Source organism: Loktanella gaetbuli, assembly GCF_020531945.1.
Taxonomy (GTDB): domain Bacteria; phylum Pseudomonadota; class Alphaproteobacteria; order Rhodobacterales; family Rhodobacteraceae; genus Loktanella; species Loktanella gaetbuli.
On sequence record NZ_JAJATZ010000001.1, the window covers coordinates 99,027 to 125,012 of the forward strand.

26 protein-coding genes are annotated in these 25,986 nt (G+C 61.0%); 7 read left to right on the forward strand and 19 right to left on the reverse strand.

Going from position 1 to position 25,986, the window contains the following annotated elements; genetic code table 11:
- Nucleotides 1-6: 6 nt before the first annotated feature.
- Nucleotides 7-987 carry a glucokinase gene (locus LGQ03_RS00450; RefSeq protein ID WP_226746817.1) on the reverse strand — a complete coding sequence of 327 codons (981 nt, stop codon included), beginning with the start codon at nt 985-987 and terminating at the stop codon, nt 7-9.
- Nucleotides 984-2,315, reverse strand: coding sequence for a GH1 family beta-glucosidase (locus LGQ03_RS00455; RefSeq protein ID WP_226746818.1), 1,332 nt, complete (start codon nt 2,313-2,315; stop codon nt 984-986). The genes LGQ03_RS00450 and LGQ03_RS00455 overlap by 4 nt, the downstream gene beginning before the upstream one ends.
- A gap of 149 nt (nt 2,316-2,464) precedes the next feature.
- Here LGQ03_RS00455 and LGQ03_RS00460 point away from each other — a divergent pair, with 149 nt between their 5' ends.
- Complete coding sequence (locus tag LGQ03_RS00460) at nt 2,465-4,123, forward strand: alpha-glucosidase (protein WP_177172653.1); 1,659 nt, start codon at nt 2,465-2,467, stop codon at nt 4,121-4,123.
- 60 nt (nt 4,124-4,183) lie between these two features.
- On the opposite strand, the gene LGQ03_RS00465 is transcribed toward LGQ03_RS00460, so the two are convergent.
- From LGQ03_RS00465 to LGQ03_RS00480, 4 genes are read right to left on the reverse strand one after another with little or no spacing between them, the layout of a single operon-like run.
- On the reverse strand, nt 4,184-4,414 hold the full coding sequence (locus LGQ03_RS00465) for an N-(5'-phosphoribosyl)anthranilate isomerase (RefSeq protein ID WP_090159189.1): 231 nt from the start codon (nt 4,412-4,414) through the stop codon (nt 4,184-4,186).
- 36 nt (nt 4,415-4,450) lie between these two features.
- The gene (locus LGQ03_RS00470) at nt 4,451-5,518 is read right to left on the reverse strand and encodes a methyltetrahydrofolate cobalamin methyltransferase (RefSeq protein ID WP_226746819.1); all 1,068 of its coding nucleotides are present in this window, start codon (nt 5,516-5,518) and stop codon (nt 4,451-4,453) included.
- On the reverse strand, nt 5,515-6,504 hold the full coding sequence (locus LGQ03_RS00475) for a methylenetetrahydrofolate reductase (protein WP_226746820.1): 990 nt from the start codon (nt 6,502-6,504) through the stop codon (nt 5,515-5,517). Before LGQ03_RS00475 ends, LGQ03_RS00470 begins: the two co-directional genes overlap by 4 nt.
- Complete coding sequence (locus LGQ03_RS00480) at nt 6,501-6,797, reverse strand: virulence factor (protein ID WP_090158800.1); 297 nt, start codon at nt 6,795-6,797, stop codon at nt 6,501-6,503. The genes LGQ03_RS00475 and LGQ03_RS00480 overlap by 4 nt, the downstream gene beginning before the upstream one ends.
- Nucleotides 6,798-7,028: 231 nt before the next feature.
- Between LGQ03_RS00480 and LGQ03_RS00485 the strand changes: the two genes are divergently transcribed.
- Nucleotides 7,029-8,141: a Ppx/GppA phosphatase family protein gene (locus LGQ03_RS00485; protein WP_056032114.1), complete on the forward strand. Its 1,113-nt coding sequence runs from the start codon at nt 7,029-7,031 to the stop codon at nt 8,139-8,141.
- A 63-nt stretch (nt 8,142-8,204) separates the two neighbouring features.
- Nucleotides 8,205-8,930: an RlmE family RNA methyltransferase gene (locus LGQ03_RS00490; protein ID WP_056031276.1), complete on the forward strand. Its 726-nt coding sequence runs from the start codon at nt 8,205-8,207 to the stop codon at nt 8,928-8,930.
- Here LGQ03_RS00490 and LGQ03_RS00495 read toward each other — a convergent pair.
- On the reverse strand, nt 8,915-9,523 hold the full coding sequence (locus tag LGQ03_RS00495) for a sulfotransferase family protein (protein WP_226746821.1): 609 nt from the start codon (nt 9,521-9,523) through the stop codon (nt 8,915-8,917). The genes LGQ03_RS00490 and LGQ03_RS00495 overlap by 16 nt on opposite strands.
- A 197-nt stretch (nt 9,524-9,720) precedes the next feature.
- Here LGQ03_RS00495 and recA point away from each other — a divergent pair, with 197 nt between their 5' ends.
- From recA to LGQ03_RS00515, 4 genes are all read left to right on the forward strand, one after another.
- Nucleotides 9,721-10,794 (forward strand): recombinase RecA, encoded by a 1,074-nt coding sequence (gene recA / locus LGQ03_RS00500; RefSeq protein ID WP_056031281.1) that lies wholly within the window; start codon nt 9,721-9,723, stop codon nt 10,792-10,794.
- 168 nt (nt 10,795-10,962) lie between these two features.
- Entirely contained in the window at nt 10,963-13,620 is a 2,658-nt protein-coding gene (alaS, locus tag LGQ03_RS00505; RefSeq protein WP_226746822.1) for an alanine--tRNA ligase, read from the forward strand.
- Nucleotides 13,617-13,904, forward strand: coding sequence for a DUF1330 domain-containing protein (locus tag LGQ03_RS00510; protein WP_211644707.1), 288 nt, complete (start codon nt 13,617-13,619; stop codon nt 13,902-13,904). The genes alaS and LGQ03_RS00510 overlap by 4 nt, the downstream gene beginning before the upstream one ends.
- Before the next feature lie 20 nt (nt 13,905-13,924).
- Nucleotides 13,925-14,374, forward strand: a complete 450-nt coding sequence (locus tag LGQ03_RS00515; protein ID WP_226746823.1) for an MOSC domain-containing protein — start codon at nt 13,925-13,927, stop codon at nt 14,372-14,374.
- Between the two features lie 107 nt (nt 14,375-14,481).
- Here the strand turns inward: LGQ03_RS00515 and typA are convergent, their stop codons facing one another.
- The 12 genes from typA to LGQ03_RS00575 form a co-directional block, all read right to left on the reverse strand.
- On the reverse strand, nt 14,482-16,299 hold the full coding sequence (typA, locus tag LGQ03_RS00520; RefSeq protein WP_090158795.1) for a translational GTPase TypA: 1,818 nt from the start codon (nt 16,297-16,299) through the stop codon (nt 14,482-14,484).
- 61 nt (nt 16,300-16,360) lie between these two features.
- Nucleotides 16,361-16,690: a DMT family transporter gene (locus LGQ03_RS00525; protein WP_090158794.1), complete on the reverse strand. Its 330-nt coding sequence runs from the start codon at nt 16,688-16,690 to the stop codon at nt 16,361-16,363.
- Between the two features lie 31 nt (nt 16,691-16,721).
- Nucleotides 16,722-17,324: a YitT family protein gene (locus LGQ03_RS00530; RefSeq protein WP_226746824.1), complete on the reverse strand. Its 603-nt coding sequence runs from the start codon at nt 17,322-17,324 to the stop codon at nt 16,722-16,724.
- Between the two features lie 88 nt (nt 17,325-17,412).
- Nucleotides 17,413-18,621: an NADP-dependent isocitrate dehydrogenase gene (locus LGQ03_RS00535; RefSeq protein WP_226746825.1), complete on the reverse strand. Its 1,209-nt coding sequence runs from the start codon at nt 18,619-18,621 to the stop codon at nt 17,413-17,415.
- 91 nt (nt 18,622-18,712) lie between these two features.
- On the reverse strand, nt 18,713-18,850 hold the full coding sequence (locus LGQ03_RS00540; protein WP_226746826.1) for a hypothetical protein: 138 nt from the start codon (nt 18,848-18,850) through the stop codon (nt 18,713-18,715).
- A complete protein-coding gene (locus tag LGQ03_RS00545) occupies nt 18,847-20,091 on the reverse strand; it encodes a formate dehydrogenase subunit gamma (protein ID WP_226746827.1) in 1,245 nt (414 codons plus the stop codon). Before LGQ03_RS00545 ends, LGQ03_RS00540 begins: the two co-directional genes overlap by 4 nt.
- A gap of 63 nt (nt 20,092-20,154) precedes the next feature.
- Nucleotides 20,155-20,748, reverse strand: a complete 594-nt coding sequence (gene fdh3B / locus LGQ03_RS00550; protein WP_056031309.1) for a formate dehydrogenase FDH3 subunit beta — start codon at nt 20,746-20,748, stop codon at nt 20,155-20,157.
- A gap of 11 nt (nt 20,749-20,759) precedes the next feature.
- Nucleotides 20,760-23,720 carry a formate dehydrogenase subunit alpha gene (locus LGQ03_RS00555; RefSeq protein WP_226746828.1) on the reverse strand — a complete coding sequence of 987 codons (2,961 nt, stop codon included), beginning with the start codon at nt 23,718-23,720 and terminating at the stop codon, nt 20,760-20,762.
- Between the two features lie 42 nt (nt 23,721-23,762).
- Nucleotides 23,763-23,954, reverse strand: coding sequence for a twin-arginine translocation signal domain-containing protein (locus LGQ03_RS00560; RefSeq protein WP_090158790.1), 192 nt, complete (start codon nt 23,952-23,954; stop codon nt 23,763-23,765).
- A 49-nt stretch (nt 23,955-24,003) separates the two neighbouring features.
- A complete protein-coding gene (locus LGQ03_RS00565) occupies nt 24,004-24,591 on the reverse strand; it encodes a TorD/DmsD family molecular chaperone (RefSeq protein ID WP_226746829.1) in 588 nt (195 codons plus the stop codon).
- A complete protein-coding gene (locus LGQ03_RS00570; RefSeq protein WP_226746830.1) occupies nt 24,588-25,184 on the reverse strand; it encodes a DUF3306 domain-containing protein in 597 nt (198 codons plus the stop codon). Before LGQ03_RS00570 ends, LGQ03_RS00565 begins: the two co-directional genes overlap by 4 nt.
- Nucleotides 25,181-25,717, reverse strand: coding sequence for a DUF3305 domain-containing protein (locus tag LGQ03_RS00575; RefSeq protein ID WP_226746831.1), 537 nt, complete (start codon nt 25,715-25,717; stop codon nt 25,181-25,183). Before LGQ03_RS00575 ends, LGQ03_RS00570 begins: the two co-directional genes overlap by 4 nt.
- Between the last annotated feature and the right edge of the window lie 269 nt (nt 25,718-25,986).

The following is a 25,986-nucleotide window of genomic DNA, read 5'->3' on the forward strand; positions in this document are numbered from 1 at the left end:
TGTACCCTAGCCTTGACGTTCGAGCGTCATAAGTTGGCAGGCGCAACCGGTCAGCGCGGCATAATCGTCTTCGATGATCGTGACCGAGAAATTCGACATGAAACCTGCAAATCGTCCCTTGTCGCGGAACGCATCTCCGAATCCGTATTGTGCCAGATAGGGTCCAAAGGCCCGCGCAACGCCCCCTGCGAGGTAGACCCCGCCGAACGGAAGCTGGATCAGTGACAGGTTCCCGGCAACGGTTCCCAAGATGCGCACGAAAATCCTGGCGGCGGCTTCGGCCCGTGGATCACTGCCATCGGCCAAGGCCGTCATGATTTCTTGGGCGAGGATCTCTTTGCGATCATCCGCTTCTTGTCCGAGAAAGGCATAGACCCGTTCCAGCCCACGGCCCGACAAAACGTCTTCGACCGCGGGAAAGCCATGTGCGTTGGACACGAACTGACACAGGCGCAGCTCTTGTTCGGTGCGGATCGGCAGGTTGGCGTGGCCGCTTTCGGATGCTGTGACGATGCGGCCCTGGTCCGTTTCGAAGACCGGGGCTGCGTTGAAACCTGTTCCGACGCCGATCACCAGTTTGGTCGCCTTGGCACCTGTCTCGGCACCGGTCAGGACCTGACGCAGATTTTCGTCGGCGATATGCCCAAGCGCATGACCCTGTGCCTGCAGATCGTTCAGGATGGCGACCTTTTCCGACCGGCTGGCGCGGGCCAGCGTTTCGGTGTCGATTGTCCAGTCCAGATTGGTCATGGCCGCACGTCCGTCACGCACGGGCCCCGCGACAGCGACGCAGGCGGCATAGGCATCCACGTCGCCCTCGTCCTCGCAGTAGCGGCGGATCACGCTTTCAAGGCCGGTAAAGTCGACATTGCGATAGCGCCGAACGGTCGCGGGCAGCACATCCGCTCCTTGGGCAAGCGCAATGCGCGTGTTGGTCCCGCCGATATCGGCGACAAGGTTGTAACTGTTGGCCTGTCGTTTGCTCATGAGTGGTCCTGCCGTGCGATCGCGGATTTCAGCGCGTGGTAGGATGATTTCGGCGTGCGGTCCAGCGTATCGAAATCGACATGGACCAACCCGAACCGTTTTTCGTAGCCAAAGGCCCATTCGTAGTTGTCCAGCAACGACCAGTAAAAGAAACCCTGAAGATTCACCCCGTCATTCACCGCCCCGTGCATGGCCTGCAGGTGCCGATCGATGAAATCGGTCCGCGCGTCATCCGCATGGTCTGGCTCCTCGGGCCAGGCCATGCCGTTTTCGGTGACGAAAATCGGCAGATTACCCACGTAATCACGCGTCATGCGGGTCAAGGTGCGGTGCAGCCCCTCGGGATAGATTTCCCAATCCATCTGCGTCTTTGGCAGCGGTCCGGCGATCTGGCGGGTGCCGGGCCAGGGCGCGCCATCCTCTGCCGCGCCGATCAATCCGCGCGTATAGTAATTGACGCCCAGAAAATCGATTGGCTGGCTGATTTCGCGCATGTGGTCCTGCCAACCCTGTGGCATGTGCGGCTCAAGTCCTGCGAGCGCCTCTTGGGGATAGTTGCCGCGCGTGACCGCCTCGATGAACCAACGATTATGTGTTGCATCCTGCGTTGCGGCAGCGGCGCGATCAGCTGCGCTGTCGCTTGCGGGTTCGGTTGCCTCAAAGTTCAGGACGATGCCGCAGTTGTCCTGTCCCAGATCGCGCAGCCGGGTCATGGTGCGTCCGTGGGCGAGGTTTACGTGATGCATGGCGCGGGCGGTTGCGCGAATATCGCGCTGACCCGGCGCGTGGTGACCCAGAAAATGCGACAGATAGCTGACACACCAGGGTTCGTTCAGGGTGGCGATGGAATGGACGCGATCACCGATCCGGCGCGTGATGACTTCGGCGTAATCGGCCATCCAGTCGGCCACATCCGGGTTGGTCCAGCCGCCCAGATCGGCCAGCGCGGACGGCATTTCCCAATGATAGAGGGTCTGAAATGGCTTGAGCCCGCGCGCCAGGCAGCCGTCGACCAGGCGGTCGTAGAAATCCAGCCCCTCCTGATTGGGCGTGCCGCGTCCCTCGGGCAGGACCCGCGCCCAGCTGGTCGAGAATCGATAGGCGTCCATGCCGGCATTGCGCAGCAGGTCCAGGTCAGCATCCATCCGGTGATAATGGTCGCAAGCGATGGCACCGTTTTCGCAGCCCACGACATTCCCTGGAGTGGCCGAAAAAGTGTCCCAGTGCGTGGATCCCGCCCCGCCAAAGCTGTGGCCCTCGATCTGATAGGCGGCGGTTGCAGCCCCGAATACGAAATCTTGCGGGAAATCCTGGCGGGTCAGTTTCATCGGGGCCTCCGGTCATTGGGTTGTTCAGATCAAGCGGCATCACACAGCCGATGGCAAGCCACAAGACCTGCGGGGCGTTGCCAATTGCACAGTCCGACGCTAGTCGGTGTGCAACGTTATCGCTACCAGAAACCGGGGGACCGTCAGACATGACCGCCGACAATGCACCACGTATGGACAACGCAGCAAACCCCGATTGGTGGCGCGGTGCGGTCATCTACCAGATTTACCCGCGCAGTTTTCAGGACAGCAACGGCGACGGTATCGGTGATCTGCTGGGGATCGTGAACCGGATCCCCTACATCGCGTCACTGGGTGTCGATGCGATCTGGATTTCGCCTTTCTTTACCTCACCGATGAAGGATTTCGGCTACGACGTCAGCGATTATTGCGACGTGGACCCGATGTTCGGCAGCATCGCCGATTTCGATGCGGTGGTCGAAACGGCGCACCGGTTCGGCATTCGCGTCATGATCGACCTGGTGCTCAGCCATACGTCCGACCAGCACCCCTGGTTCAAGCAAAGCGCATCCGACCGCAGCAACGAGAAATCCGACTGGTATGTCTGGTCGGACCCCAAGCCCGACGGCACAGCACCGAACAATTGGCTGTCGATCTTTGGCGGCAGCGCGTGGCAGTGGTCGTCGCGGCGCGAACAGTATTACCTGCACAATTTCCTGACCAGTCAGCCTGACCTGAACTTTCACAATCCAGATGTGCAGACTGCCCTGCTGGATGTGGCGCAATTCTGGCTGCACCGCGGGGTCGATGGTTTCCGACTGGATACGATCAACTTTTACACCCATGATGCCGAACTGCGTGACAATCCGCCCCTGCCCAAGGAAAAGCGCAACGCCACGATCGCGCCGGCGGTGAACCCCTACAACCATCAGGAACACCTCTACGACAAGAACCGGCCCGAAAACCTCGACTTCTTGCGCAAGTTGCGCGCGGTCATGCAGCCCTTTGGCGCTGCCGCCGTGGGCGAGGTGGGCGATGCGCAGCGCGGTCTGGAAATCATGGGGGAATACACCCGCGGCGACGATCTGATGCAGATGTGCTATGCGTTCGAATTTCTGGCGGCCGATCAGCCGACGGCGCAGCGTGTGGTCGAGGTAATGAAGCAGGTCGACAAGGTCGCATCCGACGGTTGGGCCTGCTGGGCGTTTTCCAACCATGACGTCGTGCGCCACGCTACACGATGGAACCTGTCGCCTGCCGCCCAGCGTATGTTCGTGACCATGATCATGTGTCTGCGTGGATCGGTCTGCATCTACCAGGGCGAAGAGCTGGGCCTGCCCGAGGCCGACGTCGCGTACGAAGAGTTGCAGGACCCCTACGGCATCGAATTCTGGCCGGAGTTCAAGGGTCGCGACGGATGCCGCACCCCGATGGTCTGGGATGACGCCGAACATAATGCAGGTTTTTCGTCCAAGCCGGTGACATGGTTGCCGGTGGCGTCCGAGCACCGCAATCTGGCCGTGGCCGGGCAGGAACGCGATCCCGGGGCGATCTTGCACCATTATCGACGTGCCATTTCGTTCCGGCATCACAACCGCGCGCTGCGGGTCGGGACGCATGACGGGCTGAAATCGTCAGGCAACGTGGTCTATTTCACGCGGACCGACGGCGATCAGACGATTTTCTGCGTATTCAACATTTCCGATCAGCAAAGCGTGTTTGACATGCCAAAGGGCGACTGGCGCACCATCGGATCGGAACTGGGAAGCGCCAATGTGTCCGATGACGGCAAATTGCACCTCGGACCATGGCAAGTCTGCATGGCACTGGACAAGTCGGGCCGCTAGGGCCCGCCGATTTTTCGCGAAAAATCGGGACGTTCCAAATTTTCGCGAAGATTTGGGGCGTCAGAACAACAGACGGACAGCGCCCGGGTGGCATATTATGACCAGATGCCACCCGGTTTCGATCAGGTGAAACCCGCGTTTGCGGACCTCTTCTTCGAAACGGGCGCGGCCGATTTCCCGGTCGACCCAGTCGATGCGACGACGGATCACGCCGCCGGTCCGCACTGATTTTGCGGCAAAAACCTGATCAATCCAGGCGTCGGGTGCGGTGATGCGGGTCATTTCTGTCATGACCCGCATCCTGCAACCCAAGCGGTAAAGTCCGCGTTAATTGCGGCGACGACGTCCGGTGCGTGCGCGCCCCTCGCCCTCTTTGACGGGGGCACGGTTAAACCGGATCCATTCACCGCCCGAAGGGTCGTTGTCGGTCAGAAAATTGGCCGCGCGGATCGCCTCCATTTCCGATCCGGCGCGCGGTTTCGTGGACCCAAGGCCGGTCAGGTTGGCCAGCAGTTCAGGGTCGATATCGGCGGGCACGATGATGCCTGCTGCGGCGAGCGCGTCCAGTTTTTCCTGCAATTTCTTGGGTCCGACGGGCAGGGCGACCGGGTTCATGATCGCGCTGGTCATGCCCGATGCGATTGCCATGGGCAGGAATGCGTTGTTGATGCCGTGACGGTTTGGCAAGCCAAAGCTGATGTTGGACGCGCCACAGGTCGTGTTGACGCCCAGTTCCTCGCGCAGGCGGCGCACCAGCGTAAAGACCTGCAAACCGGCTGTCGACATTGCACCAATCGGCATGACCAGCGGGTCGACCACGATGTCATGGGCGGGAATGCCGAAATCGGCCGCGCGCTCCACGATCTTTTTCGCAACGGCAAAACGGACCTCTGGATCCTCGGAGATTCCTGTGTCGTCGTTCGAGATCGCCACCACGGGCACATTGTATTTCTTGACCAGCGGCAGCACCAGTTCCAGCCGTTCTTCCTCGCCGGTGACGGAGTTCAGCAGCGGGCGGCCCTCGGCCTCGGCCAGACCGTTTTCCAGCGCACCGGGGACAGAGCTGTCGATGCATAGCGGAAGATCGGTGACGCGCTGCACGCAGGCGATCAGCTGTTTCATCAGCATCGGCTCGACAAAGTTGTTGTCGGCGTAGCGGGCATCCTCGGCCATCTTGTTGGAAAAGACGGCCCCCGAATTGACGTCCAGCACGTTGGCCCCGGCCAGGGCCTGCGCGATGGCATCCGCCTCGACCCGGCTGAAATCGTCGCGTTCCAGTTCTTCGGCGAGAATCTTGCGCCCGGTGGGATTGATCCGTTCGCCAATGACGCAGAACGGCTGGTCAAATCCGATGATGGCGGTTTTCGTTTTCGATTCGATAACGGTGCGGGTCATGCGATGTCTTCCTGTGGGTTGGCTGGCACGGCAGAGGCGCCGCCATGGGTCATGGCCCATGTAGCATTGGTCTTGATCCCGCCAAGCGGGAAGAAGTGGACGTTGGTAATGTTGAAGTCGGGGTGCGCGGCCTTGTGTGCGGCAAGCGCGGAAACCACGTCGTTCGGTTCATAGGGCAACAGCAGCTTGGTCACGTCAGCGGCACGCTTTTGCAGCACCTTGAGCGACGGGCCGACACCGCAGGCGATGGCGAATTTGATCATGGTTTGCAGTTTGGCGGGTCCAGCGATGCCGATGTGGATCGGCAGCGTGATACCGGCCTGTTTGAGGCTGTCAGCCCAGGCGATGATGGGCTGCGCGTCAAAACAGAACTGCGTTGCAATCGCCATCTGCGCATCCGTGCGGGATTGGAAATCGTTTTTCCAGCGCAGTGCCGCATCCACCTGGGTCTGGGTGCCATCGGTGTCGATATCGCGGTTTCCCTCCGGGTGGCCTGCAACATGCAGGCGGGTGAAACCGGCCTGATCAAACAGGCCCGTTTCCATCAACTGCATGGAATCGCTGAAATCGCCGTGCGGGGTCGTAACACCACCAGCCAGCAGCAGCGCCTGACGCACGTTCGCCTCGCCCTGATAGCGAGCGATCCAGTCCGCCAGCGTGGCCCGGTCCTTGATGATGCGGGCGGGAAAATGCGGCATCACGGCGTAGCCTTCGCCATTCAGACGTTTTGCCGTCGCAACCATGTCTTCGATCGGCGTGCCGTCGATATGGGCGATATAGACGCGGGTGCCAGCGGGCAGAAGCTGCGTGAAATCGGGGATCTTTTCCGCCGTGCGTGGCATAACCTCGATCGAGTAGTCGGCAAGCAATGCCGCCACCGCCGGGATCGGAGTCGTCAGGTCTGGTTCAGGCTTGCGCTTGAGAAAGGGAAGGAGGGACACGGCGGTTTCCTTTAGTCGGAGTGACAGGGGGCGGGGCGACGTCATGCCCAGCCGTCGGTTGCGATCAATGCGCGCAGGCGGTCGGCGGTATATTCGGCGTCGAGGCGCGCGGCCTCGGCCTGTGCCACGGCGGCATCATCACCTGATACGCTGTAGGGGTCGCCGCGGCGCATACCGGCAAGGTAGTCGTCGGTGCCTGCAGCGCCCGACTTCATGGCGGCCCGGTCGATTGCCTGTTCAAACCGTTCGGGCAATTGCACCTTTTGGGCCTTGCGACCACGGCCGACCATGACCTGTGCTGGCATATCGCGCCAATAGATAATCGTGACGTCCGGCATGATCCTGATCCTCTGTTCGCAATTCGCGTTCTAACATTCCGCACGTCGTGCCGCGGCCTGTTTTCGACACAACCGCATCCTGTCGCGACGGGTATCGCAACTGTCGACACCACGCACCAGACCGGCGGACGCCAGAAACCCACATGATTATGGTGAAGGGACCTCATGTCGCTTGCGTGGGGCGGCGTCAGGGCCTACCTTGGTTGCAACTCGAAATCGGAGGGCGTGACGATGGCGCCCATGCGTCCCCATGGTGCGGGCGCGTTCCCCAAAGCGGTCGTAACCCCCGCGCCAAATGCCCCGGACCCTGCGCAGCTCTATGCGGCGCTGGATTTGGGAACAAATTCCTGTCGGATGCTGATTGCCCAACCCAAGGGCAGCCAGTTCCACGTGATCGACAGCTTTTCCAAGTCCGTCCAGCTGGGACAGGGCCTCGAAAGCAGTGGGAAACTGTCGCGTGCGTCGATGAACCGCACGATTCAGGCCATGCGGATCTGTCGCCAGAAACTGGAACGCCACGGCGTCAAACGAATGCGTCTGGTTGCAACAGAGGCCTGTCGCCGTGCACGCAACGGGGCCAATTTCATCGCACAGGTCCGGCGCGAAACGGGCTTGCAGCTGGAAATCATCAAGCCCGAGGAAGAAGCGCGGCTTGCCGTGATATCCTGCGCTCCACTGGTCAGTACCAAAACTGAACAGCTGTTGGTCGTCGATATTGGCGGGGGATCGACCGAGCTGGTCTGGATCGACATCAGCCATGTCCCCGCACGCGAACGCCCGCGGGCGATCATGCGGCTGCACGCAGGGTTTGTCGCTGATCCCGGCCCGTTTGCCGCGGCCAAGGTGGTGGACTGGATTTCCGTGCCACTGGGCGTGGCCACGCTGCGCGATCAATTCGCCGATGTGGATGACGACGCGGCACGTTTCGCCCTGATGAGCTGGTTCTTTGAAGAAAACCTGTCGGATTTTGCGCCGTCGGCTGCGGAACAGGCCCGCGACGGTTTCCAGATCATCGGCACCAGCGGCACGGTCACGACGGTCGCTGCCTCGCATCTGGGGCTGAAACGGTATGACCGGACCAAGGTGGACGGCCTGCGCATGACGTCAGACCAGATCGACGCGGTGATCCGTGGCTATCTGAAGCTGGGTCCCGATGGCCGGCGTGATGATCCGCGCATCGGGCGTGACCGGCAGGCACTGATCATGTCGGGGGCCGCGATCTTGCAGGCCTTGATGCGGTTGTGGCCCACGGACCGGCTGTCGGTCGCGGATCGGGGACTGCGCGAGGGGTTGCTTTATGCGCAGATGTCGGCAGATGGGGTACTGGAAGACGCCCCCTACTGAAGGGGCCGATTTTTCTGCGAAAAATCGGGGGCCCCGGCCCACGGCAATGAGTAGGACGCGACGATGGCGAACAAACCGACAAAGAATTCATCCGGGCGGGGTCAGCGGGACCTGACGGTCAAGGTCAAATCCGCACGCGGCAGGTCCACGTCGTCGACCCGCTGGCTGCAACGTCAGCTGAACGATCCCTATGTCAAGAAGGCCAAGGCCGAGGGGTATCGCGGGCGCGCGGCCTACAAGATCCTCGAGCTGGACGACAAGTTCCGTTTTCTCGTGCCCGGTGCGCGCGTGGTCGATCTGGGCTGTGCCCCCGGCGGCTGGTGTCAGGTCGCGGCCCGCCGGGTCAATGCATTGGGCGACCGCACGTCCAAATCCGTGGGAACCGTACTGGGAATTGATCTGCAAGAGGTCGAACCGGTTGCAGGGGCCACGATCTATCAGCTGGATTTTCTGGATGAGGGCGCGGATGCGCAGGTCAAGGCATGGCTGGGCGGTTCCGCAGACGTCGTGATGTCCGACATGGCGGCAAGCGCATCGGGCCACAAACAGACCGACCACCTGCGCATCATTTCGCTGTGCGAAGCGGCGGCCTATTTCGCGTTTGACGTGCTGGAAGAAGGCGGCACGTTTGTGGCCAAGGTGCTGGCCGGCGGCGCAGAAGGGAACCTGCAAAAGCTGCTCAAATCGCGGTTCACAAAGGTCGCCAACGTCAAACCGCCTGCGTCGCGGTCCGACAGTTCGGAAAAATTCGTCGTGGCCACCGGGTTCAAGGGTCAGATCAGCGACTGACGCCCGGCCATGTCCCACACCTCGAATTCGATGCTGCGCTTTTCACGCAGCCTGGCCGCGACCGCGGGGCTGAGGGGGGTGGGTTTGCTGGGCGAGACGTTCAGCCGCTTGAGGTCGAGCGTGACATCAAGCCGTGCCTCGAGAAAGGCGATCAGCAGGCTCTGATCCTCGTAGCGGAACAGGTGGTCGATGCCCATGTTACCGTCACCGTCCAGCACGAATTTGGCCTGCGACCCGACATTCGCGAAATCGGCGGGCTTGCCCTTGCAGTATTCCAGCACAAAATCGTCGAAACTGATGTCGCGGGTGCTGTTGGGGTGGCCGATCAGATCATCGCGCGACCTGTAGCGATACCAGCTGCCCAGCCAGTCAACAGGATCGCGGACCACGGCCATGATCTCGGGTTCCTTGCCACCGGCCTGCACGAACAGTGGCTTGAAAAACCGGCGGTAACGATAGACGGGCGCGTGTTTGATCTGGGGCGGGTCGCGCATCACCATCGCGGCCTTGGGGGCCAGTGCGCCCTCGATGGCGGTCGTGCCGGTTTTCGGCACCGCGAGGAACACCAGATTCTGCTTCCAAAACACGAGCATGGCTGCCCTCCGCTGATCAGATCAAAAATAATCCTACGCCATGCACGAAGTATTAACCACCATCCACACAATCTGAAGCTGTTAAGAAAGAGATTGCAATGTTCTTGTTTCGGTCTCATATAGGTTAATGAGAACACAATAAGAACAAAGAGCGGTGATTGCCGCTGTTTCAGGTACGTGACATAAGGACGAAACTCATGGCAACGGCAGAACTCCTCAAAATGGCTGACAAGAAAACCGCCGACAAGCAAAAGGCACTCGATAGCGCGCTGGCACAGATCGAACGCCAGTTCGGCAAGGGGTCCATCATGACCCTGGGCGGCAAGAATCAGATGCCCGATATCGAGGCGACCAGCACCGGATCGCTTGGTCTGGACATCGCCCTTGGGATCGGCGGTCTGCCCAAGGGGCGGATCATCGAAATCTACGGGCCGGAATCGTCGGGCAAGACGACGCTGACACTGCACACTCTTGCTGAAGAGCAGAAAAAGGGCGGTGTCTGCGCATTTGTCGACGCCGAACATGCGCTGGACCCGCAATATGCGAAAAAGCTGGGCGTCAATCTGGACGAGCTGCTGATTTCGCAGCCCGACACGGGTGAACAGGCGCTGGAGATCGTGGATACGTTGGTGCGGTCGGGTGCGGTCAGCCTTGTGGTTGTCGACTCGGTTGCGGCGTTGACACCGAAATCCGAACTCGAAGGTGACATGGGCGACAGCAGCGTGGGCGTACACGCCCGTCTGATGAGCCAGGCCATGCGCAAGCTGACGGGATCGATCAACCGGTCTGGTTGCATGGTGATCTTTATCAACCAGATCCGCATGAAAATCGGTGTCATGTTTGGATCGCCCGAAACGACGACCGGTGGTAACGCTCTGAAATTCTACGCATCGGTGCGGCTGGATATCCGCCGGATCGGCGCGCTCAAGGATCGCGATGAGGTCGTGGGCAACGCCACCCGCGTCAAGGTCGTCAAAAACAAGGTTGCACCACCGTTCAAACAGGTCGAATTCGACATCATGTATGGTGAGGGCATTTCCAAGATGGGCGAGCTTCTTGATCTGGGCGTGAAGGCCGGGATCGTCGAGAAGTCGGGTGCCTGGTTCAGCTATGGCGATGAACGCATTGGGCAGGGGCGTGAAAACTCCAAGACCTTCCTCAAGGAAAACCCGGCAATCGCGATGGAAATCGAGGACAAGATCCGTGCGTCGCACGGGCTCGATTTTGGTGCCTCGGGCGGGTCTGACGACGACGATCTGGTCGAAATGTAGGATTGCTTTCGACGGCATGACTGGACGTGTGGATGATGAACACGGACAGGACGGCGAACAGGGCGTGCACTGCGGTGCGCGCCCTGTTTTGTCTTTGGGGTTATTGCTGGACCCTTGGGCTATGGGGGGCTATTTCAGGCGCAACCTGTTGATCCGAAAGCGCCAGATATGACCTCTCTTGCCGATATCCGCTCTACCTTCCTGAATTACTACGGCCGCCAGGACCACGAAGTCGTGGCCTCGAGCCCGCTGGTGCCGCGCAACGATCCGACGTTGATGTTCACCAACTCGGGCATGGTGCAGTTCAAGAACCTGTTCACCGGTCTGGAAAATCGCGATTACCAGCGCGCGACCTCTGCTCAGAAATGTGTGCGCGCAGGCGGCAAGCACAATGATCTGGACAACGTCGGCTACACGGCGCGGCATCATACGTTTTTCGAGATGCTCGGAAATTTCAGCTTTGGCGATTATTTCAAGGACGACGCCATCGCATTCGCCTGGGAATTGCTGACCCGCGATTTCGGCCTGAACAAGGACAAGTTGCTGGTCACGGTCTATCACACTGATGACGAGGCCGCCGAGATCTGGAAAAAAGTCGGTGGTTTCGGCGATGACCGCATCATTCGCATCCCGACGGACGACAACTTTTGGCGCATGGGCCCGACCGGTCCCTGCGGCCCCTGCACCGAAATTTTCTACGACCACGGCGACCACATCTGGGGTGGCCCTCCGGGCAGTGCAGAAGAGGACGGTGATCGTTTCATCGAAATCTGGAATCTGGTGTTCATGCAGAACGAACAGTTCGAGGACGGCACGATGCGGCCGCTGGACATGCAGTCGATCGACACGGGCATGGGACTTGAGCGCATCGGCGCGCTGTTGCAGGGCAAACATGACAACTACGACACGGACCTGATGCGCGCCCTGATCGAGGCGTCGGCCCATGCGACCAGCAGCGATCCCGATGGTCCGGGCAAGGTGCACCACCGTGTTATCGCAGACCATCTGCGGGCCACGTCATTCCTGATCGCCGAAGGCGTGCTGCCCAGCAACGAAGGACGTGGCTACGTGCTGCGTCGGATCATGCGCCGTGCGATGCGTCATGCGCATCAACTGGGCGCTGCTGATCCGCTGATGCACCGTTTGGTGCCTGCATTGGTGCAGGAAATGGGTGCGGCCTACCCCGAGTTGGGGCAGGGCAAGGCGCTGATCGAGGAAACGCTGAAGAACGAAGAAGTGCGTTTCCGCCAGACCCTCGACCGTGGATTGAAATTGCTGGACGATGAACTGGCGCAATTGCCGGATGATGCGGACCTGCCCGGGGAAACGGCGTTCAAACTCTATGATACCTATGGTTTTCCGCTTGATTTGACGCAGGATGCGCTGCGCGAAAAGGGCCGTGTGGTGAACACCGACGGGTTCGACAGTGCCATGGCCGCGCAAAAGGCCAAGGCCCGTGCGGCCTGGTCGGGCAGCGGCGAACAGGCTGACGCAAGCGTCTGGTTCGACATCGCAGACAAGTCCGGCACCACCGATTTTCTGGGCTACGAGACGCTGAATGCCGAAGGTCAGATCGCGGCGGTGATTGTCGATGGTGCACCTGCGGACACCGGGACCGGTGCAGTGCAGATCGTTCTGAACCAGACGCCGTTCTATGCCGAAAGCGGCGGTCAGGTCGGCGATGCAGGCACGCTGAAAACCGAAACCGGGACCGTGCGGATCACCGACACGAAAAAGGTCGCAGGTGTTTTCATTCACATCGGTGACGTCACCACGGGCGAGATCCGGCGCGGTCAGGCCGCTGTTCTGGTGGTCGATGCCGACCGGCGGGCCGACATTCAGGCCAACCATTCCGCAACCCACCTGCTGAACGAGGCGTTGCGAGACACGCTGGGCGACCATATCGCACAGCGCGGGTCCCTGAATGCGCCGGACCGTCTGCGGTTCGATTTCAGCCATCAAAAGGCGGTCGAGGCGTATGAACTTGCGGCGGTCGAACGTGCGGTCAACGCGATGATCCGACAGAACACGACCGTGGAAACCCGCATCATGACCCCGGACGATGCCCGCGCGCTGGGTGCGCAGGCACTGTTTGGCGAAAAATACGGGGACGAGGTGCGTGTTGTATCGATGGGGCGCAAACCGGGGTCCGGCAAGGGCGTCGATGGTCAGACCTATTCGCTTGAATTATGCGGTGGCACCCATGTGAACCGTCTGGGTCAGATCGGTGCCTTTGTGCTGTTGGGCGACAGTGCATCCAGTGCTGGCGTGCGTCGGATCGAAGCATTGACCGGGCAGGCCGCACTGGATCACCTGCGCGGTCAGGACGCGGCACTGGCGCAGGCAGCGGCCGTGCTCAAGGTGCCGGCAGCAGATGTTGCATCACGGGTCAAGGCACTGATGGACGAACGCAAGGCGCTGGCAAACGAAGTCGCGCAGTTGCGCCGCGATCTGGCGATGGGCGGCGGCAGTTCCGCTGAGTCCGAAAGCGAGGTCGTGAACGGCATTCCGTTCATCGGGCAGGTCATGGCCGGCGTGTCGGGCAAGGATCTGCCCGCGCTGATCGACCAGTTCAAGGACCGCGCCGGGTCAGGCGTTGTTCTGCTGATCGCGGATGCAGGCGGCAAGGCAGCAGTCGCTGCCGGCGTCACGTCCGACCTGACGGACCGTGTGTCTGCCGTGGACGTGCTGCGCGCGGCTGTGGCCGAGTTGGGTGGCAAGGGTGGCGGTGGCCGCCCCGACATGGCACAGGGCGGCGGTGCCAGCATTGACAACGCCGCGGCGGCGCTGGCCGCCGCGCGGTCCATCCTGGAGGGAAAAGTATGAAAACCGCACTCTGGATTGCACACGTCACGGTAACGGACGAGGAATCTTATGCCAGATACGCAGCCCTCGCGACCGGGGCGATTGCGGATCACGGTGGGGTCTTCCTTGCCCGTGGGGGTGATTACGAGACGCTGGAAGGGCCGGATCGGTCCCGCAATGTCGTGGCACGGTTTCCGTCGAAACAGGCGGCGCATGATTGCTACTATTCGGACGCTTACCAAGAGGCGTTGAGCCATGCCAAAGGCGCATCCGTGCGCGAGCTGAGCATCGTCGAAGAGCTGTGAGCCCAACCAGTCTTGCCAGCATGATGGCGCGACATGCGCAGATCGGGCGGCTGGACTGGATCGGGTTGCGGCCTGAGCGGCGTGCGGAGGTTCTGTCCGTCGCGCGGGCGACGATAGCGCCGGACGGTTTGAATGATGACCACGCGCGCCCGGGCAAGCGGGCAGTGACACTTGTTCAGGCGGAACATCTGCCTGTCATTGCCGCGCTGTCCGGGCATCCGGTGATTGCGCCCGAAACACTGCGGCGCAATCTGGTGGTGTCGGGGATAAATCTGGCCGCCCTGCGCAATGGGCAGCTGCGCATCGGTGACGTCATCCTGATGATCGAGGGTCCCTGTCCGCCCTGTTCCCGGATGGAGGAATATCTGGGTCACGGAGGCTATAACGCTGTGCGCGGACACGGAGGTTGGTATGCCTCTGTCGTGACGCCCGGGGCGATAGCTGTCGGCGATGCGGTGGTGGCCGGGTAAGGGGGCGCTGCCCCCTCTGCCCCCTGCGGGGCCATTCACCCCCGGGATATTTGAAACCAGAAGAATGTGAAAAAAAGGCCCGCCCGGTGGGGCAGGCCTTTGGTCGTTTAGCCGGCGCGCGACTGGCGTTTGCGCTCGTGCGGGTCGAGGTAGCGTTTGCGCAGCCGGATCGCATTCGGCGTGACCTCGACCAGTTCATCGTCGTCGATATAGGCGATGGCCTGTTCCAGCGACATGGTGACCGGTGTCGTCAGGCGCACGGCTTCGTCGGTGCCGGAGGCACGGACGTTGGTCAGCTGCTTGCCCTTGAGCGGGTTCACCTCGAGGTCGTTTTCACGGCTGTGTTCGCCGATGATCATGCCCTGATAGACCGCCTCTTGGGCACCGATGAAGAATTTGCCGCGGTCTTCGAGTTTCCAAAGGGCAAAGGCGACCGATGTGCCGTTTTCCATGGAAATCAGAACGCCCTGACGACGGCCCTGGATCTTGCCCTTGTAAGGGGCCCAGCCGTGGAACAGGCGGTTGAGGATACCCGAACCGCGGGTGTCGGTCAGGAATTCACCGTGATAGCCGATCAGGCCGCGCGACGGGACATGTGCAATGATGCGGGTTTTGCCTGCACCTGCGGGCTTCATCTCGACCAGCTCGCCCTTGCGCGGACCGGTGAGTTTTTCGACCACGGCGCCGGTGTATTCGTCATCCACGTCGATCGTGGCTTCTTCGATCGGTTCGTGACGCACACCGTCGATGTCGCGATAGATCACCTGCGGGCGCGAGATCGACAGCTCGAATCCCTCGCGGCGCATGTTTTCGATCAGCACGCCCATCTGCAATTCGCCGCGACCAGAGACCTCGAAGGCGTCGCCCATGGGCGTGTCGGCGATCTTGATCGCGACGTTGACTTCGGCTTCTTTCATCAGGCGGTCACGGATAACGCGGGACTGCACCTTTTTGCCGTCCTTGCCAGCCAGCGGGCTGTCGTTGATACCGAAGGTCACGGTGATGGTGGGCGGGTCGATGGGCTGTGCGGGCAGGGCGGTCTCGATGGACAGGTCGCAGATCGTGTCGGCCACGGTGGCCTTGGTCATACCGGCCAGGGTGACGATATCGCCGGCCTCGGCCACGTCGATGGGCTGCTGACCCAAGCCACGGAACGCGAGGATCTTGGACACGCGGAACTGTTCGATCTTGTCGCCCTTGCGCGACAAGGCCTTGACGGTTTCGCCTGCGCGCAGCGTGCCTGCCTCGACGCGTCCAGTCAGGATGCGGCCGATGAACGGGTCGGCAGACAGGGTGGTTGCCAGCATTTGGAATGGCTCGTCGCGGCGCTCAATCTGCTTGGGCATGGGAACATGGGCGAGGATCTGGTCGAACAATGCGTCGAGGTTTTCGCGCGGGCCGTCCAGTTCCTGATCGCACCAGCCAGCACGGCCAGAGGCATACATGACAGGGAAGTCCAGCTGTTCGTCGGTCGCTTCAAGTGCGGCAAACAGGTCGAACACGTTGTCGACGGCCTGATCAGGTTCGCCGTCGGCCTTGTCGACCTTGTTGACGACCACGATGGGACGCAGGCCGAGGGCCAGCGCCTTAGAGGTCACGAATTTCGTCTGCGGCATCGGGCCTTCGGCGGCGTCCACCAGCAGGACCACACCGTCGACCATGGACAGGATGCGTTCTACCTCGCCACCGAAATCGGCGTGGCCGGGGGTATCGACGATGTTGATCCGTGTGCCTTTCCACTCGACGCTCGTGCATTTGGCAAGGATGGTGATTCCCCGCTCGCGTTCGATGTCGTTGCTGTCCATCGCGCGTTCGGTCGTCGCCTCGTTTTCGCGGTAGATGCCGGATTGCTTGAGTAGCTCGTCCACCAGCGTGGTTTTGCCGTGGTCAACGTGTGCGATGATCGCGATGTTGCGAATGTCCATGTGGTCTGCCTTTGTACGGAGTTGCGCGCGCCATACAGCGCCAAGCGTCCAAAGGCCAGCCCTAGTGCACCGTGGTGTCCGAGAACACCTGAATGACGATGATACCGCACATGATCAGCGCTATTCCCGCAACGGCTGCTCCATCCAGCCGTTGGTGAAAGATCAGATAACTGAAGCCTGCGATGAGCACGATCCCGAGGCCGGACCAGATGGCATAGACGATGCCGACCGGCATGACCTTGAGTGCGAGCGCCATGAAATAGAACGATGCGCCGTATGTGGTCAGACACAGTGCCGATGGCCACAGCCGTGTGAACTGCTGGCTGGCCTGCAACGACATGGTGCCTATGGTTTCGAGTGCGATTGCGATGATGAGCCAGAGATAATGCATGGCGCTGACCTAACCCGACAGGTGCTGCGTGTCACGTCGCGATGTAGCGGTCACGACGGTGATTGAAGGTGATGATCAGGTTCAGGACGACCGCGCCAAGCAGCGACCACATGACGACTGTCGCCGGGAACAGCAGCAGGGCGAGGGCAAAGATCACGGCGTCCACGGCAAGCTGGACGTAGCCGGCCTTGAACCGGGTGGTGTCCTGCACCAGCAGCGCCACGACACCCAGACCGCCAAGGCTGCCATTGTGCCGGAACAGGGCCAGCAGTCCCAGACCGGTCAGCGATCCGAATGCAATGGCCCCCAGAGCCGGAGACAGGGTTGCAAACACCAGATTCTGCGGAATGATTTCGGTCAGCACCGACAGGGCTGTTACCGAGATCAGGGATTTGATCGTGAATGCGGGTCCCAGCCGCCGCCAGGCCAGCATGTAAAACGGCAGGTTGATCACAAAGAACACCGGTCCGAACGACCAGCCGCTGAGATAGGCGATGATCACGGCCACGCCTGCCGTCTGTCCGGTAATCAGCCCCAGATGGGTCAGAAATGTCAGTCCAAGCGCGCAGAGGAACACCCCCAGCGTCATGCCTTGGACGTCTTCTGCCAGCGAATGTTTGTCTAATGGTGTCATGCAGGGCAAATAGGGCAACATGACTGACCTGTCCATGCAAAAGGCCGCCCCGCGGTCGGGACGGCCCCAAGATGCATGAAATTTGCGCCTACATGACCGCTTGCAGGTTTTTATCAATCGCTTCGAGGAAACCTTCGGTCGTCAGCCACGATTGGTCCGGGCCGACGAGCAGGGCCAGATCCTTGGTCATCTGGCCTGATTCTACGGTATCGACGACGACTTTTTCCAGTTTTTCGGCAAAGGCCTGAAGCTGGGCATTGTCGTCCAGTTTCGCACGGTGTTTCAGCCCGCCGGTCCAGGCAAAGATCGACGCGATGGAATTGGTCGACGTGGCCTTGCCGGCCTGATGATTGCGATAGTGGCGGGTGACGGTGCCGTGCGCCGCTTCTGCCTCGACGATCTTGCCGTCTGGGGTCATGAGCGCGGAGGTCATCAGGCCCAGAGAGCCAAAGCCTTGGGCGACGGTGTCGGACTGGACGTCGCCGTCATAGTTCTTGCAGGCCCAGACATAGCCGCCCGACCATTTCATCGCGGAGGCGACCATGTCGTCGATCAGGCGGTGTTCATACCACAGGCAGGCGGCTTCGAACTTGTCCCGGAATTCGGTGTCATAGATGTGCTGAAAGAACATCATGAACTGACCGTCGTATTGTTTCAGGATCGTGTTCTTGGTCGACAGATAGACAGGATAGCCGCGTTTCAGGCCATAGTTGAACGAGGCACGCGCGAAATCCGCGATGCTGTCGTCGAGGTTGTACATGCCCATGTAGACACCGGACGAGGGCGCCTTGAACACCTCTTCTTCCATGACGTTGCCGTCGTCACCGACCCATTTCATCGACAGGGTGCCGGGGCCGGGGAATTTCATGTCGGTGGCGCGATACTGGTCGCCATAGGCGTGTCGCCCGATGACGATAGGCTGGGTCCAGCCGGGGACCAGACGCGGGACGTTTTTACAGATGATCGGTTCACGGAACACGACACCGCCAAGGATGTTGCGAATCGTGCCGTTGGGGCTGCGCCACATCTTTTTCAGGCCGAATTCTTCGACGCGGCCTTCGTCGGGGGTGATCGTGGCACATTTCACGCCGACGCCGATCTCCTTGATCTTGTGGGCGGCGTCGATCGTGATCTGGTCGTCGGTCGCGTCACGCGACTGGATGCTGAGGTCGTAATACAGCAGGTCCACATCCAGATAGGGCAGGATCAATTTCTTCTTGATGAAATCCCAGATGATCCGGGTCATCTCGTCACCGTCGAGTTCGACGATCGGATTGGCTACCTTGATTTTGGACATGGTCACTCCGGCGCGTTTGGGTGGGTTTCACATTGCATAGCGCAAATGAAATCCACCCGAAAGATCGTATACGAACGTATACCGAAATAACCTATTCGCCGCCGACCCGCACAAAGGTCCCGCTGGTATAGGCCTCTTGTGATGACAGCGGGGTTGTTTCGGTCAGGATGACGTTGGCCGCGACGGTGATGATACCAGCACAGACCAATGCGGCCAGAAACGATTTCATGCGCGTCCCTCCGTGATCTTTTCAGGGGTTTCCTGACGAACCTTTTCCAGCCACAGGTTGTGGTGCTCGCGGGCCCACTCCTCGTCCACGTCGCCTTTGCCCATGGCATCGAACGCACCTTCCATGCCGACGGTGCCAAGGTAGATGTGGAAAAAGATGATCGCGGTCAGGATCAGCGCCATCGCAGCGTGCCAGATCTGCGCCAGTGCCATTTCCTCTTGAGGGGCGAGGTCAGCAGGCAAGGCAGGCAGACCGACCCAGCCCAAGACGCCCGTGTCGTTGATGAAACCAAAGGTCTTGGCGAAGAGGTTCAGCTCGAACGGGAACAGCAGCGACAAACCCGACAACGAAATGGTGCCACCGAACACGATCACCGCCCAAAAGATGAGCTTTTGACCTGCGTTGAATTTCTTGGCGGGCGGATGACCGCCGCCGAACATGCCGCCCCCGCGTGCCAGCCATTTCAGATCGGTCTTGTCCGGGATGTTGTTGAGCACCCACATGAAGAAGATCATCACCAGCGCCAGCATGAAGGCCCAGCTGATGTTGTCATGCACCCACTTGCTGGCCGCAGCCACAGCAGCAAAGGAGTCGTGGCCAAAGATCGGGATGAACACCTTGCGCCCGAACAGGGACAACAGACCCGTCACGCCCAACACGACAAAGCTGGTCGCCAAAAGCCAGTGACCAAACCGTTCGATTGCCTTGAACCGTTCGACACGACGCCCGGTCGGGGGGTGATCCATGCGCATTTTACCGCGCAGGACGTAGAAAATGACCAGCAGGGCCAGCGAACCCAACAGGATCACGGCACCCCAGAACGGTAGTGGTCCATCGCGGGCCTCGAGCCAGACCATGCCGCCATCCTGAATAAGGGTCTTTGCGGCCGGGCCGTTGTTGACTGTGGTGACATCGGCGGTGTCAAAGCGCAGCGCGCGCCACTGATCGCTGTCGGAAGCGGTGCCCGAAGGCCCCAGAACACCCGATGCGGGCACATCGCTGTCGAAACCAGTGTTTGCGCGCCTGTCGCTGTCGTCAACGGACAACCCTTGCTGGCGACGCAGGATGTCCTCCAGCGTGGGCGCACCGCCCGTGGCCGCGCGGTCGCCAATGTTGGTTTCCGCGTCAACCGGCGTCTCATCGGCGAGCGCAGCACCAGTGACGGCCGGATCGACGTATTGTGCAAACGCCGGACCGGTCAGGCCAAGGGTCAGGAATAGGGCGGCTAGGGCCTTCAACATGGATCGCTCCCGGTCAGAAATTGTGGTGATCGGGGCGCGCTGGCGCGCGCCCCGCAGCAGGGGTCAGCCCTGCTTTTCGCCGTAGGCTGTGCCCCAGCCCCATGCGCCGGAACCGAACCCGCGTGCGACGGTACGCTCGCGGTAGATTTCCGACACATCGTCGCCGTCACCGGCCAAAAGCGCCTTGGTCGAACACATTTCCGCACAGATCGGCAGTTTGCCTTCTGCGATGCGGTTGCGGCCATACTTCTGGAATTCGGCCTGGCTGTGGTTTTCCTCGGGGCCGCCGGCGCAGAAGGTGCATTTGTCCATCTTGCCACGGCTGCCAAAGTTGCCGGCCTGCGGGTACTGCGGCGCGCCAAAGGGGCAGGCGTAGAAACAGTAACCACACCCGATGCACAGGTCCTTGGAGTGAAGCACCACACCGTCAGCCGTCTGGTAGAAACAATCCACCGGACATACGGCCATGCAGGGCGCATCGGAACAATGCATGCAGGCCACCGAAATGGACCGTTCACCCGGTTTGCCGTCCTGAATGGTCACCACCTTGCGGCGGTTGATGCCCCAAGGCACCTCGTGTTCGTTTTTACAGGCTGTAACGCAGGCGTTGCATTCGATGCAGCGTTCGGCGTCGCAGAGGAATTTTGCGCGTCCCATAATATTTCTCCTTACGCTGCGCTGATTTTGCAGAGGGTGGCCTTGGTTTCCTGCATCTGGGTGACGCTGTCGTAACCATATGTCTGTGCGGTGTTGGTCGACTCACCCAGCACGATCGGGTCTGCCCCTTCGGGATAACGCGACCGCAGGTCCTCGCCTTCCATGACGCCACCAAAGTGGAACGGCATGAATGCGACACCCGGTCCCACGCGTTCGGTGACCATGGCGGCCACCTTGACGCGGCCCTTTTCCGGGCCTTCGACCCAGACCTGCGCACCGTCACGCACACCCAGGTTGTTGGCGTCGCGCGGGTTGATCTCGACGAACATTTCCTGCTGAAGCTCGGCCAACCAGGGGTTGGACCGGGTTTCGTCGCCGCCGCCTTCGTATTCAACCAGGCGACCGGACGTCAGGATAATCGGATAATCCTGCGAAAAGTCGTTTTCCTGAATGGACGAATACATCGTCGGCACGCGCCAGAACTTCTTGTCGTCATAGGTCGGGAATTCCGCGACCAGATCGCGCCGGTTCGTGTACAGCGGTTCGCGGTGGATCGGCACCGGGTCAGGGAATGTCCAGACCACGGCCCGGGCCTTTGCGTTGCCGTAGGGCGCGCAGCCATGCAGGATCGCGACCCGCTGGATGCCGCCCGACAGGTCGGTTTTCCAGTTCACGCCGCCAACCTTGTCCAGATAGTCGGACGGCAGTTCGCCCGTCTGGCTGGTCTCGCCGACCTCTTCGGTGCCGGGACGGGTATCGCTGAACCCGCTGACCCATTCGATCATGCGACGCTCAAAGGGGGTCAGGTCGCTGTCCCAGCCCAGTTCGATCAGCATCGCCATGGTGAATTCGGGATAACCGTCCTCGATTTCCGACCCTGGGTTGCTGACGCCTTCGGCCAGCAGGTTGTCGCCATCGCGTTCCACGCCGAAACGGGCGCGGAACGGCAGACCGCCCTCTGCCACCGGCAGCGACATGTCATAGAGGTTGGCCGAACCGGGGTGGTTCATTTCCGGCGTACCCCATGCAGGCCAGGGCATGCCGTAGAAATCGCCGTCAGCAGGACCACCGTTGGCGCGCAGTGTCGTGCGGTCAAAGGTGTGCTGGTTTGCCATGTGCATCTTCAGGCGTTCCGGGCTTTGGGCCGTGTAGCCAATGGTCCACATGCCGCGGTTGAATTCGCGGGTGAGGTCCTCGATGTTCGGTTCGTCGCCTTCGACAGCGATGTTGCGGAACAGACGATCCGAGAAACCGAACTTGTCCGCGAACAGCTTGATGATCGTGTGATCGGGCTTGCTCTCGAACAGGGGATCGACGACCTGATCGCGCCACTGCAACGACCGGTTGGACGCGGTGACAGAGCCGCGCGTTTCGAACTGCGTCGTGGCCGGCAGCAGCCACACACCATCCTGACGGTTCTGCATGACAGCTGACACGGTGGGGAAGGGGTCGATGATCACCAGCATGTCCAGATTTTCCATGGCCGTGACCATTTCCTTCTGGCGGGTCTGGCTGTTGGGTGCGTGACCCCACAGCACCATCGCGCGGGTGTTGTCGGGCTGGTCGAGGTTGGCTGCGTCCTCCAGCACGCCGTCGATCCAGCGGCTGACGGGAATACCCGTCAGGTTCATCATCGCGGTCTCACCGACCATCGCCGGGCTGAAACGCCCCCGGAGCCACTCAAGGTCTTCGTCCCAGACGCGGGCCCAGTGGGCCCAGGCACCCTCGGTCAGGCCATAGTAGCCGGGCAGCGTATCGGCCAGAACGCCCAGATCGGTGGCACCCTGCACGTTGTCGTGGCCGCGGAAGATGTTGGTGCCGCCACCGGCGGTGCCCATGTTGCCCAGTGCCAACTGCAGGATGCAGTAGGCGCGGGTGTTGTTGTTGCCGTTGGTGTGCTGTGTGCCACCCATGCACCAGATGACGGTGCCGGGGCGGTTATTGACCAGCGTGCGGGCGACGCGTTCCAACTGCTCACCGGGGGCACCGGTGACGCGCTCGACTTCTTCGGGGGTCCACTTTGCGACTTCGGTGCGGATTTCGTCCATGCCCCAGACGCGGGTGCGGATAAATTCCTGATCTTCCCAGCCATTTTCAAAGATATGCCACAGGATGCCCCAGACCAGCGCCACGTCGGAGCCGGGACGGAAACGCACGAACTCGTCTGCATGTGCCGCCGTGCGGGTAAAGCGCGGGTCGCAGACGATCAGCGGCGCGTTGTTTTCTTCCTTGGCCTTGAGTACGTGCAGCAATGACACCGGGTGCGCCTCGGCCGGGTTGCCGCCGATGATAAAGATCGCCTTGGAATTGTGGATGTCGTTGTAGCTGTTCGTCATGGCGCCGTAGCCCCATGTGTTCGCCACACCGGCCACCGTGGTCGAATGGCAGATCCGTGCCTGATGGTCGACGTTGTTGGTGCCCCAGTAGGCCGCGAACTTGCGGAACAGGTAGGCCTGTTCGTTGTTATGCTTGGCAGAACCCAGCCAATAGACCGAATCCGGGCCGCTTTCTTCGCGGATCTTCATCATGCCGTCGCCGATTTCGTTGATCGCGTCTTCCCACGACATGCGGATCCATTCACCCGCGACCTTTTTCATTGGGTATTTCAGGCGGCGTTCACCGTGGGCGTGTTCGCGCACGGATGCACCCTTGGCGCAATGGGCACCGAGGTTGAACGGGCTGTCAAAGCCGGGTTCCTGACCGATCCAGACGCCGTTATCGACCTCTGCCAGAACGGTGCAACCGACCGAGCAATGGGTGCAGACCGATTTGATCGTCTGGACGTTGGCGTTGCTGACCTGCTGTGCGCTGGCCGGCGTCACGGCACCGCCGGTTGCGGCAATGGCCGACAATCCACCGATGGCCAGACCGGACCCGCGCAGGAATCCGCGCCGGTCGATCGTGCCACGGGCCTTGTCGCTGGAAATGCCGGGGCGGGCACGGCGACTGTTATCTGTCTTTTTGCGAAGCATGGTATCCTCCTGCGATCCGCCGATGGGCGGTCGGCGTTGAAATCAGAAGCGGGCGCTGGCCAGGTAGGTGCGCGTATGCTCGGTGTCCTGAATGGTGGTCGAGGACAGGTCGACCGGCTTTGCCTGGGCCGCATCGGGCTTTGCGATTGCCACCGCCGCAATGGCGGCGGGCGCGGCAGTCCCGGCAAGTTTCAGAAATCCGCGGCGGTTGGTGCCTTTGGTGTCTTCCGTCATTGGTCGTCCTCCCAGTTTGTGTGCGGGCGTCCCCGCAGGGTCATTACGTTCAGGCAGCAAGCCGGAACGCCTCTTTTTCGATTGTCATGAATGCGGTGCCGACGGCACCGACATGGGTATATAGTTCTGCCGATTTCGCCTTGCGCAGGTCATCATAGAAATGTCCGGCCCAAGGGCCGACATGCTTGGCGTAGAAATCCTTTTGCGCGGCCAGGGTTACGGGGGCACCAAAGCGCCCCACGATCATGCCGCCCATCATTTCCATCAGCGATGCCGCATTGTCCTCTGGTTCAAAGACGTTTGAAGCACGCACGATCCGCAGGTCCATCATGTCGCGCCGCAGGCGCGCCAGCGGTTTTTCGTTCAGAAATCCGGTCAGGTAATAGCTCGCGTAGGGCAGCAGTTCACCACGGCCCAAACCGATGAACAGTGCGTTGTATTCACGCGACACGTCCTTGGGCTTGGCCTTGCGTGCCGCTGCGGCCAACCCGTTGATCGCCGATCCCAGCGCCGTTTCGTCACCGGATAATTGTGCGGTCTGGTCCAGCAACAACTGGTCGGGCGGTCCCGAAAGGATCAGCCCGAGGAAATTGTACAGGTCGGCGCGCAGCCGGTCCTCTGCTGACAGATCGGTCATGCCGCCCCCTCATCGAACGCAAACCGCATCCGACGCGGTGCGGGTGGTATGTCGTCGGACTGCGCGTCAGCCTCAGTTTCTGCCTCGGCATAGGCAACAGGCTGGGGCAGGTCTGGCGTTTGTACTTCGTCCTCGACCGGCTCGGCCGCTGGTGCGACAGCATCGGCCACCTCTTCGGTCGGGGCGCTTTGTGCGGCGATCCGTTCGATATGCTTCAGCAGGCCCTTGCCGACCTGATAGCTGGTCTGAAAAGGCCCCTGATCCCGCGCCATGGCGAGGTAGTCGTCGTCGTAGTCATTCAAACCGTCGACACAGGCCAGCACCGGGTTCGACCGCCACAGCCTGCGTAGCGCACGTTTGCGCAGATAGGCGGGCACGGTTTTCGCCATGAAGGCGGTAAAATCGTCCCCTGCCTTCAGCGTATCGGGATCGGGCAGGTCCAGCAGACGCAGAACGTCCTCTTCGGGCAGTGCGTCAAGGTCGACCTGATGCGCTTCACAGGTTTCGACACCGGCGGCGCGTGTTGATTCGGCTTCTGCCTCGGCGCGCAGGCCCGCACGCCTGCGAGCGAAAAAGGATGCGACCGCAGTCACGACTGGGTCTCGTGCGTCGTGGGTGCGCGGTAAACATCTGTCGTCTGGTTGATCCGGTGATCGCCAATCCCGTCCTGGGTTGCGTCAACGCGCTGGCGATCCCGCCGGCGTTTCACGAATGGCACCTCTACGTGATGCCGCGCGACATAGGCCTCGACCCAGTTTCGCACTGCGGCCGGCATCGCGACCTTTTCGACGATGTCCTCGCCATTGTCGGCATAATCCTGCGCCTCGTAGGGAGAGGCCGTGACCGACACCAACCGCAACGGGGCATCGCTGCGCGCCGTGTCCGCCCGCATGATGATGTAAAGCGAAGGGCAGCGCGTCTGCAATTCGTGCACATAGGCCTCGGTGTCAGAGGCATGCAGATCGACGTCCAGCGTCGCCACATGAAAATAGGTCACACCATCCACGGTGCGTAACGTGGTCCAGTCTGCTGGCCCGGCACCCGGCAGGACGTCGGTTGCCTTCCACGACCACTTTGCCCAGCGGGTCACGCCCGGCGCACGACGCACGACGACGCCAATTGGCATCGACTCTTGATGAGGCGTTGTCAGACGCAATTTGCGACGAACGGTCATTGTGGTCCCGGTCTCTTTGGCTGGGTCCGGAGAAACCTCCGGCAGTCTTGGCTATGTGCAGTGTCGCAGGAGGTCGCCTGGCTCTGCAAGCAAAAAATGGTATTCAACGGCATGCAAGATGCCTGTGGCCCATGCTGCGGTGCAGCAATGGCGGTGCAAAAAATTGCTGAAAGTATGGGTGTTTACGATCTCTTGCTTTCGCTGGTATCAGGTGCCCTGCG